The organism is Longimonas sp. (assembly GCF_040409695.1).
GTDB lineage: Bacteria > Bacteroidota > Rhodothermia > Rhodothermales > Salinibacteraceae > Longimonas.
Genome location: NZ_JARWGJ010000094.1, coordinates 1 through 15,033 on the forward strand (window position 1 = coordinate 1; position 15,033 = coordinate 15,033).

Here is a 15,033-nt window from a genome sequence, read left to right on the forward strand (position 1 = left end):
CCGCTGCGCCCGAGCCCGCCGATGAGGACCTCCCAATGCCGGAGCCCGTCCCTGGCGTGAACACGTACGGACTCGACGCTACGCTCACAGACGCTGCTCTGGAGCGTGCCGCCGAGCTTGAGCCGCTGCAGAGCCTCGTTATAGCACGGCACGGCGAAGTGATGGTTGCGGAAAACCTGGGCGGGCCCGGACTCGACACGCCGGTGAACGTAAAATCTGTCTCCAAGAGCATCCTTTCGGCGCTTGTTGGGCGTGCGATTGAGGAAGGCTACCTCGACAGCACAGACCAACCCATCGGCCCCTTCGTTGAGAACTACCTGACCGAAGACGACGACCCGCGCAAGCGCAATATTACGCTCGCCCACCTGCTTACCATGCAATCGGGACTGGAGCGCACTTCGGGCAGCAACTACGGTAGCTGGGTGTCAAGCAGCAACTGGGTGCGCAATGCCATTCGGCGTCCCCTGCACGCAGCACCCGGTACAGCGCGGCGCTACAGCACCGGCAACTCGCACCTGCTCTCTGCCGTGCTCACGCAGGCGACCGGGCAGAGCACCTGGGCGTTTGCACAGGATTACCTCGCTGAGCCGCTCGGCATCCGTCTGCCGCCGTGGCCCACCGATCCGCAGGGAATCTACTTCGGCGGTAACGATATGCTCATCTCTCCGCGCGATCTGCTTCGCTTCGGGGAGATGTACCGGCAAGGCGGCATGTACAACGGTACGCGTGTACTCTCGAACGAATGGGTGCGCCAGTCGTGGATCCCGCGTTCAGAGTCGCGCTGGAGTGGAGCAGGCTACGGATACAGCTGGTTCAAGCGTCACGTAGGGGCCGGCTATCACGCCACCTACTACGGCTGGGGCTATGGCGGACAGTACCTTTTCATCGTGCCTGCCCTTGAGCTCACCGTGGTTGCAACCTCCAATCCGTACCACGGCACCGGACGCAGCCATCGCACCGCTGTACAAGAGGTTATCCTAAACATGATCGTCCCCGCAGCAGAAAAAGGGCAGGCCCCGGTCAGGCCGGCCCATCTGACAACCCGCCCCGACAGCCCGTAACGCGTGAACGCGTGCATTCCTGCTTTCGCCGTCTATGTTGGCCGTTAAGCGGGTTCGCTTCTTCCTCCAGCAGAAAACTTTTGGGGACGTAAACGCGTTACCGGTGACTGCAATTATGCGCAGTTATGCCCAAAAGCATAAATTGCAAGCACAAATTGCACTGGTAGTTTCCTTTCCCAACAGCGTCACCACCGTGAGTTCTGCTACATCGAGCCGCAAGCATCGCGAGGAGGTCGACCGCCGCCGCACCTTTGCCATCATTAGCCACCCCGATGCCGGGAAGACTACGCTCACCGAAAAGCTGTTGCTGAAAGGCGGCGCGATTCACGAGGCAGGCGAGATTAAAGCGCGCAAAGCCAACCGTCATGCCCGCAGCGACTGGATGTCGATGGAGAAGGAGCGCGGCATCTCCGTCACATCGTCGGTCATGCAGTTTCAGCACCGCGGCTTTGCGCTGAACCTGCTCGACACGCCGGGCCACCGTGACTTCTCCGAAGACACCTACCGTGTGCTTACGGCTGTCGACAGCGTGATCATGGTGCTCGACGTAGCCAGCGGGGTCGAAGAGCAGACCCGCAAACTCATGGAGGTCTGCCGCCTGCGCGACATTCCGATCATCACGTTCGTGAATAAGCTTGATCGCTTTGGGCTCCCGCCGCTGGAGATCCTGTCTGATATCGAAGACACCCTGGCGCTGGAGACCGTGCCGCTGTCGTGGCCTATCGGAATGGGCGATCGCTTCCGCGGCACGTACAATCTGTACGAGGACGAGCTGCACCTCTTCTCGCATGCCGACATGCAGGGCGAGCACGAGCGCCTTGCCATCGACAGCCTCGACGACGAGCGCCTCGACGACATCCTGGGCGAGCAGGCCGAGGAGCTACGCTTCGACATTGAGCTCGTCCGCGAAGCAGGCGACAGCCTGAACTTGCAGCGCTACCGCGAGGGCATCCAGACGCCCGTGTTCTTCGGCAGTGCGCTCAGTAACTTTGGCGTGGGCGATATGCTCGACACGTTTGTAGATATTGCTCCGCCGCCCCAGCCGCGCCCCACAACCACGCGCAACGTAGACCCTAACGAGGACGATTTCTCGGGCGTGGTGTTCAAGATTCAGGCAAACATGGACCCACGCCACCACGACCGGATGGCGTTTGTGCGCGTCTGCTCCGGTCAGTTTGAGCGCGGCATGACTGTGACGCACTCGCAGAGCGGCGACACCATGCGCCTCAACAATGCAACCGCATTTATGGCACAAGACCGCGAAGGCGTAGAGCGCGCCTGGCCGGGCGACATCATCGGCATCATGAACCATGGTACACTCAAGATTGGCGACTCGCTCTGTGAGGGCGATCCGGTTCAGTTTACCGGCGTGCCGAGCTTTGCACCGGAGCACTTTCGCAAGGTGCACCTCGAAGACCCGTTCCGCGCCAAGCATCTGGGCAAGGGGCTCACGCAGCTAAGTGAAGAGGGCGCCATTCAGGTGTTTCGTCCGCTACGCGGCAACGACTACATTCTGGGCGCGGTGGGCGAGCTGCAGTTCGATGTGGTCATGGCTCGCCTTGAAGACGAGTACAATGTGGATGCGCGACTTTCGGGCGTTAACTACACCTGCTGCCGCTGGGTCGAAGGCGATCCGGCGCTCATCGAAGCCTACGAATCCGACGAGATCAACAACCTGTTCCGGGATGCCGGCGGCACGTTGGCCTACCTGGGGATGAGCACGTGGCGGCTGGAGCGCATGATGGAGAACTGGCCCGAGCTCATCTTTAAGAAGACAAAAGAGCACGTCGAAACGGAGCTGGCTACCTCGTAGCTCTGCGGTCCGGGCGCCGCGTCGTTATCACTGCTTGCAATGATGCTCGCAATGACAAGACGAGGGCATTACGCGGGTTGTTATCGCCCGGCAAGAGCTCCAGCGACTGACGGGACGATCTCTGCGCTCCCCTACAGCAGCCCCACCCCGAACAAGACCGCATGAGATGCCTGGTGATAGGTAGACCCTAAGCGATATGTTTATCGGATACGGTAGCTTCGTCTTGTTCGCCCCCTTCTCCCTATAGGGTTCTCCCACAAGACAGATGCAGGAGAGATGTTGACAGGCAAAGGATAGACAAGGATAGTTATGCGGGCTCCGGTAATATCGGCCCTGTGATAATCACTACCCATTGACCCGCTACCAGAGACCAAAACGGGGTCTTAGTCTGCGTGGGGAGGTACGGCGCGGAGCAGCATCACGTTGGCCTCGCTCTTGCGCATCAGGTTGAGGCTCTGCTTATTCGGTTCAAGCTGCTGCAGCAACCCCGTACCGGGCGCGGGCGGATGCACGACGATCAGGTCGTAGCTACTCGATTTGGCATCGTCGACCAGTTCGCTCACCGATCCCGAATCCTGATAGGCCACCTTGCTTTCCACCTCGTACGACTTCAGGATCTTCTTAATCTTCTCCAGCCGGTCGCGCTTGTCAGGCAAGAGATCTTCGTCGACCATCCGTTTCATGCGCTGGCCGGTGGCGGCTTCAAGATAGCCTTCAAAGCGATGCGGGAGGTCGCTCCAAAGCACGTTTACTGTAACGACCACATCGCTTCCCTTAAAGAGGCGTCCGATGTAGTGGATCGTGTCGGTGTCGTACACGTCTTCGGAAGGGAGCACCACCAGCACGTTACGGCAGGAGGCATCGCTCTTCTTCGTGACCATAAGGTTGCCTTTGCCCTCCAACACCACCTCGTCGACGATAAGCCCGAGCATGCTTCGCGAGAAGCCGCCCTTGCCCGCGCCGCCCAGGCAGATCAGTTCATAGTCGGGGGCAATGTCAAGCAGATGCGAGGCCATATTGCCCTCTTCACGCTCCCACGCCACCTCGTCTACGGCGATGTCGAAGTCCCCCACCAGGTCGTGCAACTCGTCTTCGATGACCGAAGACGAGCGCTCGGAGCCGATGTTATCTTCTTTGTCTTGCGTGCCCTGCATGATTGACTTCTTCTCCCCTTCCAGCGCATCGGTGTGCTGCTTGAAGACGAGGATTGTGAGGGCGTGCGCTGTTTCACGGAATAGCTGGAGGGCAAAACGGGCCGACTTCTGGGCCCATTCGCTTCCATCTGAGCAGATCAGAATACGCATTGGTTCAGCGTAGGATCAGGTACGTAAACAAGTTAGTGATTTGCCTGGCTGGCAGTAAGCTATCAGCCAAACAGGTTCTAAAGGGGGAAGGAGGTACCGAACCGCACGTCTCGTTGGGAGACGTACGTGCATCGGTGTATCATTAATGCATCGGGATACTATTACATCAGTGCGTTAGTGCATCGGGAGCATTACAACGGAGGGGGCACGCCGCAGCGGGTGCCAGGAAACGGTACGTTCATGGGAGGTAGGCGCTACGTTAGCAGCGGCCAGTAGAACAGCAGCATCATCAGGAAGACGGCGAAAGCGGAAAGCATCGCCCATAGACCGGCTTTGATGAAGTCGCTGGCCGAGAGGTAGCCCGACGCGTAAATGATCGCGTTGCCGGGGGTTGACACGATCAGCATGAACCCGAACGAAGAGGCCAGGGCCGTCGTGAGCCCCACTACGATAGATGGAATCGCGGCCTGTGCGCCAATCTCCAGCACAATGGGCCCCATAACGCTCGACGTGGCGCCCGCACTCATGGCCGACGTCATGCCGGTTATGAGAAACGAAATGACCATCACAAGCAGATTGCCCTCGCCCAGCCCGAGGTCGCGCACCGTGTCGAGAAACGAGTTCGCAATCCACGTGGCGGCACCGGTTTCGGCGGTGTAGCCCCCGAGCGAGATGGCGCCGATGTAGATCATGAGCACGCCCCAGTCTACGTCGCTCTGGTAGTTGCGCCACTCAACGACCCCAAGCACGAGCAGCACAGCCGCCGCGCCTACAGCGATGATGCCAATGCCAAACTGCCCCCCTATCGTAAGCCACAGCACGATGGTAATGGCAAATACCACCAGAATCACCGCCTGATCCAGTCCAAAAGGACGTTCTTGCACTTCGGTCCGTAGCGACTCGACGGCGGTGCGCAGGTCTTCTACTTCCGGCGGAAAGATGACTGGCAGCAGCACCGTAAGTACACCGACCATAATAATGGTGAACGGCATCATGTAAAGCGTCCACTCCGCAAAGCCGATGTCGAGGTCGGCCAACTGCTGCATGTAGTCGATCATGATCACGTTACGGGCGCCCCCGGCTGGGGTGTACGGACTGCCAACGATGGCGCCGAATCCGACAGCGAAAATGAGCAGCTTGGTGAGGTTTGTTACCGGCCCGTCGTGCGAGTCGCGCACAATGCTGATCATGCCCAGCACGGGGGCTAGCATCAGCGCAGCGGCGGCATCCGACATGAACCCAGCCAGCAGGGCGCTCACGGCGACGATGCCGAAGACCACGGCGTAGACGCTCGTGCCCACACTCGTAAGAATGTACAGCGCAATGATCTTGTCAAGCCCCCGACTCGACAGCGCAGCGACCAGCATGAGCGTGCCCATCAGAAACAGCAACGCGTTGCTCATCATCCACCCGGTTACAAGATCGGTAGACATGCCGCCAATCATGACCTGGTAGACCGGAATGAGCAGTCCGATGGCGGGCAGCGGAATGGCTTCGGTGGCAAACATGATACAAACCGCGGCCAGCAAGGCAACGGCCCGCTGCCCCTGTATGCCAAGCGCTTCGGGCGTGGGCATAAGCATGAGCCCGCTCCACACAGCAATCGAAATAACAAACCACAGTAGCCTACGCGACGCCTCTTTATCCTCCGATAAAACCTTGAACAGGCGGGTTGCCCGCTCTTTGATGACTTGCGCCATAATGCCGTAAACGAAGTAATGCTATGTGTAAAAAAAGAGAATGGACGAACAGACGAAGATCCGCAGGGAAAGACCGCTGCTTCCTTCGATCAGCCCGTACGCACCCCCCTGTATTGCCCCCTGTATTTTGCCTTGTACATTGCCCCTTGTACCGCGCTGGCCGCTCCACCTACAAGTGGGCCGCCTATACCGGGCATACGGGGCTGTGGAGATACGAGCGTATGTTGCAGGGCGGCAGCCTTCGTATCCTAACGTTTTATTTCGTAATGTGTAGAGCCTACAATAGCGCCCACCCCGGGACAAAGTCAACGGTTTCACGTGACGCACAACCTTATCACGTATCTGCAGGCTTCACAAATATTTTCACAGTCCACCAGCTGCCCATGGATCGCCGCCAGTTTCTTGAATCGTGCTCTGCTCTTGGCCTCACCGGACTTATGCCCGGCGTGCTCTACACACAGGTTGCTACGCGCCGTCGGGATGACGACGATATGGAGGTTACCGCTGAAGACATTGAGGCTGCCGAGCGCCTCATGGGCCTCTCCTTCACCGACGACGACCGCGAGATGTTGGTCGACGAGCTTAACGAGCAGCTGCAGCAGTACCAGGCGATGCGTGAGCACACCCTGCCCAACGGATCTCACCCGGCTGAGGTGTTCACGCCACAGCTGAGCGGCGCCGCAGTCCCCGAGGGCGACGCCGCCCCAGCCTGGCAGTGGCCGGACGCACCCGTCCCCGACACCGATGAGGATCTGGCTTTTGCCTCGGTGGCTCAGCTCTCGGTGTGGCTGCGCAACCGCGACGTCCGCTCCATGCAGCTCACCGAACTTTACCTCGACCGCCTCCGCCGGCTGAACGAGACGCTCAACTGCGTCATCACGTTCACCGAAGAGCGCGCCCTCGACGCGGCCGCCCGCGCCGATGCCGAACTTGACGCCGGCGAATGGCGTGGTCCGCTCCACGGCATTCCCTACGGCGCCAAAGACCTCTTTGCCGTGGAAGGCTACCCCACTACCTGGGGCGCAACCCCGTACCAGAACCAGACGATCGACGACACCGCTGCCGTCATTGAACGGCTCGATGAAGCCGGCGCCGTGCTTCTGGCCAAGCTCTCGCTGGGCGCATTGGCCTGGGGCGACGTGTGGTTCGATGCGACGACCATGTCACCCTGGAATCCGAACCAGGGCAGCAGCGGCTCATCAGCCGGATCGGGCGCGGCGGTGGCTGCGGGCGCGGTCCCGTTTGCGCTCGGCACGGAGACCCTCGGCTCCATCGTATCACCTTCTACCCGCAACGGCGTGACCGGACATCGGCCCTCGTTTGGTACCGTTAGCCGCTACGGCGCTATGGTGCTATCATGGTCGATGGACAAAGCCGGTCCTATGGCGCGCTCGGCATACGACTGCGCCCTTGTCTATGACGTCTTGCGCGGTTCGGATGCACGCGACCCTGGCATGGTAGATGCTCCGTTTCCGTTCGATGCCGAGCAGCCGCTTGCCGACCTGCGTATTGGTGTCTATGAAGATGCGTTCGAAGGCGACTACCAGAATGCCGAGGCCGACCAGGCCGTGCTCGACGCGCTCCGTGCGCAGGGCGCAGAGCTGCACCCCATCAGCCTTCCCACAGATTATCCGCTGGGCGCGCTGCTAAATACACTTGGCGTTGAAGCCGCCAGCAACTTCGACGCGCTTACCCGAAGCGGCGAGGACGCAACCATGGTTCGCCAGACGACCGACGCCTGGCCCCATGTCTTTCGCGCTGCTCGCTTCACGCCAGCGGTAGAGCACATCCAAGCCTCGCGCCTGCGCCGCGAGTTGATGGTTGCCACCCGTGAAGCGCTTGAAACCGTTGACGTGTTCATTAGCCCTTCGTTTCGTGGGGGTACCCTGCAGATCACCAACCTGACCGGGCATCCGTGCGTCTGCCTGCCCAACGCGTTTCATCCGGTGGAAGACGACGAGGGACGCGCGCATCCTGACCACCGCAGCCCGGCCAGCATCACCGTGCTCGGACGCCTCTACCACGACGCCGAGACGCTGCGCGTGGCACATGCTATCCAGCAAGCAACCGACTGGCATACGCAGCGCCCGCCTGTGCGATAGCACCTGTTGCACAAAAGGGTAAGTGAAGTCACGTGTCAATGTTGGAGTTCAGGGGGAAGTGACAGCCTGCCCGATGATAATAACAAAACACCCGTCATTCTGATTAGCGGATCGGGCGTACCAAGAACGGATCAACGTGTCCGCCTACCCACCCATCGTTGCGCACATAGAAATAGAGTAGAACCAAGAAGATTTGCACGCTTTCCGGAAAGCCGCGACCTGAACGACGGTGGCGGTTCTTCGGCATGAAGCGTGTGCTCGGTAAACTTTTCTACCAATCTATTTCATATGATGCGTATACCCTGTAGAATCCTGTCTGCTTTTCCTCTTTTCGCTCTCCTTCTTGCATTCACCGCGTGTAACAGCGTCGACGACAATGGCGCAGACAACGGAAACGGCTTCGTCCTTGACGTTGGAAGCTTTGAGGCCACTGTTGATGACAGCGGAGAAACCCTTGACCTTTCGGGAGGCGCAGCGTTTGGGCTCAAGCCCTCTCCCAGTGGCGGCGAGGAATTTGTTCTGTATATGTTAGACGGCGAACGCCCGCCCGAGGAGGAGCGCTCGGAAACCAACCGATCGTGGACGACCATCGACATTGAGGGCCGGGAGGGCGTCGTTCCTGAAGAAGGCGATTACGACTTCGAGGAAGGAGGCACCGTTCCGTATTATCAGAACTCCATGAACAGCTATGAGCTCGGCCGATTCATCGGCGGCGGGCCCGGCACGTTCACGATCACAAACGCCAATGAGGATGTGCTCGAAGGCACATTTAGTTTTGAAGACCCTCACGGCGGGGAAACGCGCGTAGAAAACGGATCGTTCACCGCAGAGCGTGTCGATGATATCGAAACGGTACGCTGCCGGCCCGACTGCGACGAGTAGCCCCCCATCTGGCTACAGTTGCAGCATTGTTTCTCTGTAGAGCAAAATCTGTAGAGCAAAATCTGTAAAGCAAAAACTGTAAAGCAAAAACTGTAAAGCAAAAACAAACCTGATCGGTCTCTCAGACCGGTCAGGTTTTTGTATTCGGTCGGATGCCCGCCATCCGCAACACCTGCGTTACGTGTAGAGGCACGGGCGTCTATGCAGAAACGCGCTGCCGGGGGGCGGGTGTAATGCGGATGTGCATTTGTTGCTCTGCATCCCCCTACCCCCTCATGCCTCAACACATTACGATCCGTGGCGCCCGCGAGAACAACCTGCAAAGCGTCGACGTCGACATCCCGCGCAACCAGCTCGTGGTCGTGACGGGCCTGTCGGGCTCGGGTAAATCCAGCCTCGCGTTCAACACGATCTACGCGGAGGGCCAGCGCCGCTACATGGAGAGCCTGAGCGCCTATGCACGCCAGTTCCTGGAGATGATGGAGCGCCCCGACGTAGACCATATCGACGGACTCTCGCCGGTCATCTCCATCGAGCAGAAAACCGTGGGTGGCAATCCGCGCTCTACCGTGGGCACCGTCACCGAGGTGTACGACTTCCTGCGCCTGCTCTACGCCCGCGCCGCCACCGCCTACTCGCACGAGACGGGCAACAAGATGCGCAAGCAGAGCGATGACGAGATCATCGACGGCATCCTGAGCTTCCCGAAAGGAACGCGCCTCATGATCCTGGCCCCCGTCGTAAAGGGCCGCAAAGGCCACTACCGCGAGCTGTTTGAACAGACCGCCAGCCAGGGCTTCGAGCGCTTCCGGGTGGATGGAACCATGCGCACCTACGAGGAGGGCATGAAGCTGGAGCGCTACGAAACGCACGACATCGAAGTCGTGGTCGACCGCCTCGTCGTCAAAGACGGCATTCGTCCGCGTGTGGGGCAGAGCGTGCAGACGGCGCTCGACATGGGCGGGGGCACGCTCATTGCGCATGTAGTCGATGTTCAGGGGGATGCGGAGGCCGATCTGGAAACCGGCGACCATCTCTTCAGCCGCCACCTGGTGGATCCAGAGACCGGCCTCTCTTATGACGAGCCGTCGCCGAATCTTTTCTCGTTTAACACGCCGTACGGCGCCTGCCAAAACTGCGACGGACTCGGCGTAACCAGCGAGCTCGACCCCAGCCTGATGATCCCCGATCCCTCGAAAACCATCGCCGAGGGCGGACTCGTGCCGCTGGGCAAACCCCGCGACATCTGGATCTTCAGTCAGCTGCAAGCGGTGGCGGAGGCGTACAGCTTCGACTTCGACACGCCGATTGAGGACCTCTCCGACAAGCAGCGCGATGTGATCCTGCACGGGGCCGGCGAGGAGCAGTTCGACATCAAGTACAGCTACAAAGGCCGTGCGGTTAACTATACGCACCGCTACGGCGGACTCATGGACCATGTGCAGCATGCCTACGACAACACCGACTCGTCGAAGAAGCGGCGCTGGGCCGAGTCGTTCATGCGCGAAACGACGTGCCCGGCCTGCGGCGGGGACCGCCTCAACAAGATTGCCCGCTCGTATCGCATCGGCAAGCACACGATTGGCGATCTGGCAAATATGGATCTGGAGCGCCTGCGCCAGGTGGTGGATACGCTCTCGTTCGATAGCGAGCGGCAGCGCACGATTGCCCATCCCATCATTAAAGAGGTACGCGAGCGGCTCGACTTCCTGGTGAACGTGGGCGTGGGCTACCTCACGCTCGACCGCACGGCGCGTACTCTTAGCGGCGGCGAGAGCCAGCGCATCCGCCTGGCCACGCAGGTGGGTACGCAGCTTACCGGCGTGCTGTACGTGCTCGACGAACCCTCGATTGGACTGCATCCGCGCGACAACGAGCGGCTCATCCGGTCGCTGCAGGCGCTACGCGACCTGGGCAACTCGGTGCTGGTGGTGGAGCACGACCGCGAGATGATCGAGGCTGCCGACTATGTCGTGGATCTGGGCCCCGGTGCCGGGGAGAAGGGCGGGCACCTCGTGGCTGAAGGGCCGCCCGATACGCTGACGCAGAGCGGCTCAAACAGGGTCTCTGAAAACGGTACGTCAGAAAACGGCACATCTGTACCCAACGACGTAGTTGTCAACGGCGAGTACACTGGCAGCGTGACCGCGGCCTATCTGCGCGGCGACCGGGTGATTGGCGTGCCGGGCGAGCGACGCCCCGGCTCGGGCGATGCGATTACGCTACGGGGCGCAACCGGTCATAACCTGAAGGGCGATCCGCTGCGCATCCCGCTGGGCACCTTTACGTGCATCACCGGCGTGTCGGGATCCGGCAAGTCCACGCTCATCAACCAGACGCTCTACCCGATTCTGTCGCGCTATCATCACAACGCGAAGACGGTGCCACTGTCGTACGAGAGCATTGAGGGCATCGACCACATCGACAAGGTCATCGAGATCGACCAGAAGCCGATCGGGCGCACGCCGCGTTCGAATCCGGCCACCTACACCAAACTAATGGACTACCTGCGCGATCTCTTTCAACAGCTCCCCGAAGCGGAGATCCGTGGCTACGGGAAGAGCCGGTTCTCGTTTAACACAAAGGGCGGACGCTGCAAAAAGTGCGGCGGCACGGGTACGGTAACGCTGGAGATGAACTTCCTGCCGGATGTAAAGGTGACCTGCGACGAGTGTAACGGCCAGCGCTATAACGAAGAAACGCTGGAGGTGCGCTACAAAGAGCACTCGATTGCCGACGTGCTGGACCTGACCGTAACCGAGGCGCTCGACCTGTTCGAGAACCTGCCGCGCATCCAACGCAAGCTGCGTACGCTGGAGGCGGTGGGCCTCGGCTACATCCGATTGGGGCAGCAGTCCACCACGCTCAGTGGCGGCGAGGCCCAGCGCGTGAAGCTCTCGAAAGAGCTCTCGCGTCCGGGCACCGGCGACACGCTGTACATCTTAGACGAGCCCACGACCGGGATGCACTTTGAGGACATCCGTCACCTGTTGAACGTGCTGCGTGCGCTGGTAGGCAATGGCAACACAGTCGTCGTCATTGAGCACAACATGGACGTGGTGAAGCAGGCCGACCATGTCATTGACCTGGGTCCGGAAGGCGGGCAGCGCGGCGGTGAAATCGTGTTTGAGGGGCCGCCCGAGGAGCTGGCTCAGGCGGATACGTACACGGCGCGCTATGTCGCGGAAGAGCTCGAACGCGCCGAGCGCGAAGACGCGGTGGTTATGGATCTGAACGCGTTCGTGGAGGAAGGTGCGGCGTAGGGCGCGCCCTTCTTCGCTCTCCCGTTGTCATCCTCTTATCATCCCGCTTGTCATCCGGAGCGCAGCCGAGGGATCTCCTGCACGGCGGGCATTGCCAACTTCGGAGGAAGGCCTTTCGGCTGTGCTCAAGGTGGCGCCATTCGGGGCATTGTCGTGCCGGGCAGAATCCCGCGAAGAAGGCTGCAGCCAGGCTCCCGCTTGGTTAGCAGACGCCTACCGTTCCTCCTTTTCCACACGCACCGAAAGGCCCGGCCCAGCAGAGAATGTCGCCTCCAGCACATCACCTGCCTTGACGGGCCCCACGCCTTCAGGCGTACCGGTGTAGAGCAAGTCACCCGGCTCCAGCGTAAAGACCGAAGAGCAGTACGCGATGAGCTCTGCTACCGAGAAGATCATATGCTCGGTAGAGCCCTGCTGGCGCGTCTCACTGTTGACCGACACGCCAAGGGTAAGCTGCTGCGGATCGGCAACCTCCGACGCAGGCACGATGGGTCCGAGCGGCGCGAACGTATCGAATCCCTTTGCCACCGACCACGGATGCCGCCGCGCCTTGGCGCCCGCCTGAATATCGCGCGCCGTCATGTCGAGTCCGACCGCGTAGCCCGCGACATGATTGAGCGCATCTTCGGCAGCGATGTGCTTGCCGCCCGCACCAATCACCGCCACCAATTCCACCTCATGGTGGACCTCCGACGATGCTTGCGGGATGCGCACCGCCTCGCCCGTTCGGATGAGCGCGGTAGATGGTTTCAGGAAGACCATGGGCTGTTCGGGCACGTCGCTTTTCATTTCGGCAGCGTGCTTCGCGTAGTTGCGTCCGATGCAGAGCAGCTTACCGGGCGCGAGCTGGCGACCGTTTGGAAGGGTCAGCTTCATAAGAAACACGAATCGTAATAGGAGAAAATAGCGAAACTTTGCGCGAGAGCATCCGTGGGCAGAGTCTGAACAAAATTATTCACTCTCGCGGTGGTACTCAATCCAGCGCTCCAAAGCAGAGATCCCTATGTACGCTATTGTTGACGTTAAAGACAAACAATTCAAGGTGCGTGAAAACGACACCGTCTACGTGCCGTACCATTCCGATGCGGAGGCTGATGACACGCTCACGATCGACCGCGTGCTGCTGCTTTCAAACGGAGACGGCGAAACGACCGTTGGTACCCCCACGGTAGACGGCGCATCGGTTGAAGCGCGTGTGCTTGAGCACGTGAAAGGCGACAAGGTTATCGTCTTTAAGAAGAAACGACGCAAGCGGTACCGCGTAAAGCGAGGACACCGCCAGCAGTACACCAAAATTCAGATTGAAGCGGTTCACTCCGCATAGGCGCTTGCTGCAGGAACCCTCCTGCACGCTTGAGTGCCCCAGCATTCGCTTGTAGCACAGACGAAAGAGGTAGGTATGGCTCATAAGAAAGGAATGGGTTCGACCAAGAACGGTCGCGACTCCAACCCCAAGTATCTCGGCGTAAAAACATACGGCGGCGAATTCGTGAAAGCAGGCAGCATCATTGTGCGTCAGCGCGGCACGAAATTCCACCCTGGCAAGAACGTAGGCCGTGGTGGCGACGATACCCTCTTTGCCAAAGAGACGGGCACGGTGCAGTTTGCCCGCAGCCGCGGCAACCGCCGTTATGTACACATTGTGCCCGAAGAAGCGTAGTTTACAAATGCACAGCAGCATAAGCATGTGCTGTGTACATAAACATACGGCTCCAACGCTGAAAGCGTCTCCTGATTACCCAGGGGACGCTTTTTCTTTGTGCACTCTATTCTTTGCGCACGTACCTTTGCGCACGCATGTGTCCGACCAGGCTCCCGCTGTGTCACATGCCAGTGTTTGGGGCAGAAACGGTAGTGTGCATGCTCGGCTTCATCAGATCGCCTGGAACGCCCTTTCGGGGAGTCGATCTTTTGGGGATTCAATGTACCTGTGCAAGCTTCCGCCGTCGCGTAGGCGCATCGCCGGCTTCCTTTCCAACTCTCTTCCACCTGTCGTCTTTTGCTTGCCTGCGGACACACGCTCTACATACCAATCCCAATCAACTTGGAGCATTTCTGGAATGCGAGATGCAACGTAGTAATTTATTTTGCTGCCTTGAAGGCTATACAGCGGCATTAGGGAAACAAACCATGAAGGCTGTAATACGCAGTATTGTGTGTATTATACACTGCTCACCGTCCTTTACATGTGTTAAAAATGCCGGTCTTCCGGCGAGGGTTGTACTCTTCCGTATTCAGCGTTCCCGCTTGCATCCTATCGGTATACCAACAAACACGCTTCTCTATGAAGCGGGGGGCATGTCGCAATGAACGGACATGTACTCGTTTTGAATCAGGATTACAGTGCTCTTACCGTGTGCAGCGTGCAGCGTGCAATCGTGCTCATGCACCTGCAGAAGGTACACCTGGTCGAGGCAATAGATGGCAAGGCCGTGCGGTCGCCCAGTACACGGATGCCTTACCCGAGCATCGTGCGCCTGAAGGCGTATGCACGCATTCCGTACAAGAAGGTCATGCTCTCTCGCAAGAACGTACTTAAACGCGATCACCACACCTGCCAGTACTGCGGATCGCGTGACCGGCTGACCATCGACCACATTCTACCCAAGTCACGAGGTGGACGCGACACGTGGGAGAACCTGGTCGCTGCGTGTGTCACCTGTAATAACCGCAAGGGCGATATGACCCCGGAAGAAGCGGGGATGGAGCTGAACCGTACGCCGTTCCGCCCAAGCTACGTGATGTTTATTCGCGACTTTGTGGGCAATCTCGACGACACGTGGAAGCCTTACCTCTTTCTGTCGTAGCATTCGCTTACGAGTGCCGCAGGCCCCCACTGCAAATGCAGCTCTGTCTATTTTGACGGATGCTTTGCACCCTGAGCCCCTTGCGTGCGCATCCCGCCACT

11 protein-coding genes are annotated in these 15,033 nt (G+C 59.5%); 8 read left to right on the forward strand and 3 right to left on the reverse strand.

All coding sequences use genetic code 11. The features are described 5' to 3' along the window. On the forward strand, positions 1-1,061 hold a 1,061-nt coding region (locus PPP56_RS05915), incomplete at its 5' end, for a serine hydrolase domain-containing protein (protein WP_353563112.1). A gap of 193 nt (positions 1,062-1,254) precedes the next feature. After that, complete coding sequence (locus PPP56_RS05920; RefSeq protein ID WP_353563113.1) at positions 1,255-2,874, forward strand: peptide chain release factor 3; 1,620 nt, start codon at positions 1,255-1,257, stop codon at positions 2,872-2,874. A 383-nt stretch (positions 2,875-3,257) separates the two neighbouring features. Here the strand turns inward: PPP56_RS05920 and PPP56_RS05925 are convergent, their stop codons facing one another. Further along, positions 3,258-4,178, reverse strand: coding sequence for a universal stress protein (locus PPP56_RS05925; RefSeq protein ID WP_353563114.1), 921 nt, complete (start codon positions 4,176-4,178; stop codon positions 3,258-3,260). 254 nt (positions 4,179-4,432) lie between these two features. Next, positions 4,433-5,878: an SLC13 family permease gene (locus PPP56_RS05930; RefSeq protein WP_353563115.1), complete on the reverse strand. Its 1,446-nt coding sequence runs from the start codon at positions 5,876-5,878 to the stop codon at positions 4,433-4,435. A 383-nt stretch (positions 5,879-6,261) separates the two neighbouring features. On the opposite strand from PPP56_RS05930, the gene PPP56_RS05935 reads away from it, so the two are divergent. The 3 genes from PPP56_RS05935 (at position 6,262) to uvrA (ending at position 12,125) form a co-directional block, all read left to right on the forward strand. Continuing rightward, the gene (locus tag PPP56_RS05935; RefSeq protein WP_353563116.1) at positions 6,262-7,980 is read left to right on the forward strand and encodes an amidase; all 1,719 of its coding nucleotides are present in this window, start codon (positions 6,262-6,264) and stop codon (positions 7,978-7,980) included. A gap of 288 nt (positions 7,981-8,268) precedes the next feature. Next, on the forward strand, positions 8,269-8,862 hold the full coding sequence (locus PPP56_RS05940; protein ID WP_353563117.1) for a hypothetical protein: 594 nt from the start codon (positions 8,269-8,271) through the stop codon (positions 8,860-8,862). Positions 8,863-9,137: 275 nt separating this feature from the next. Next, positions 9,138-12,125, forward strand: coding sequence for an excinuclease ABC subunit UvrA (gene uvrA, locus PPP56_RS05945; RefSeq protein WP_353563118.1), 2,988 nt, complete (start codon positions 9,138-9,140; stop codon positions 12,123-12,125). Between the two features lie 213 nt (positions 12,126-12,338). Here uvrA and PPP56_RS05950 read toward each other — a convergent pair whose 3' ends face one another. Next, entirely contained in the window at positions 12,339-13,001 is a 663-nt protein-coding gene (locus PPP56_RS05950; protein WP_353563119.1) for a fumarylacetoacetate hydrolase family protein, read from the reverse strand. Positions 13,002-13,128: 127 nt separating this feature from the next. On the opposite strand from PPP56_RS05950, the gene rplU reads away from it, so the two are divergent. The 3 genes from rplU to PPP56_RS05965 all read left to right on the forward strand — a co-directional run bounded on the left by rplU (position 13,129) and on the right by PPP56_RS05965 (position 14,932). After that, complete coding sequence (gene rplU / locus PPP56_RS05955) at positions 13,129-13,449, forward strand: 50S ribosomal protein L21 (protein WP_353563121.1); 321 nt, start codon at positions 13,129-13,131, stop codon at positions 13,447-13,449. A gap of 75 nt (positions 13,450-13,524) precedes the next feature. Then, positions 13,525-13,785, forward strand: coding sequence for a 50S ribosomal protein L27 (rpmA, locus tag PPP56_RS05960; protein ID WP_098062765.1), 261 nt, complete (start codon positions 13,525-13,527; stop codon positions 13,783-13,785). Positions 13,786-14,431: 646 nt separating this feature from the next. Continuing rightward, positions 14,432-14,932 carry an HNH endonuclease gene (locus tag PPP56_RS05965; protein WP_353563122.1) on the forward strand — a complete coding sequence of 167 codons (501 nt, stop codon included), beginning with the start codon at positions 14,432-14,434 and terminating at the stop codon, positions 14,930-14,932. The last annotated feature ends 101 nt before the right edge of the window (positions 14,933-15,033 follow it).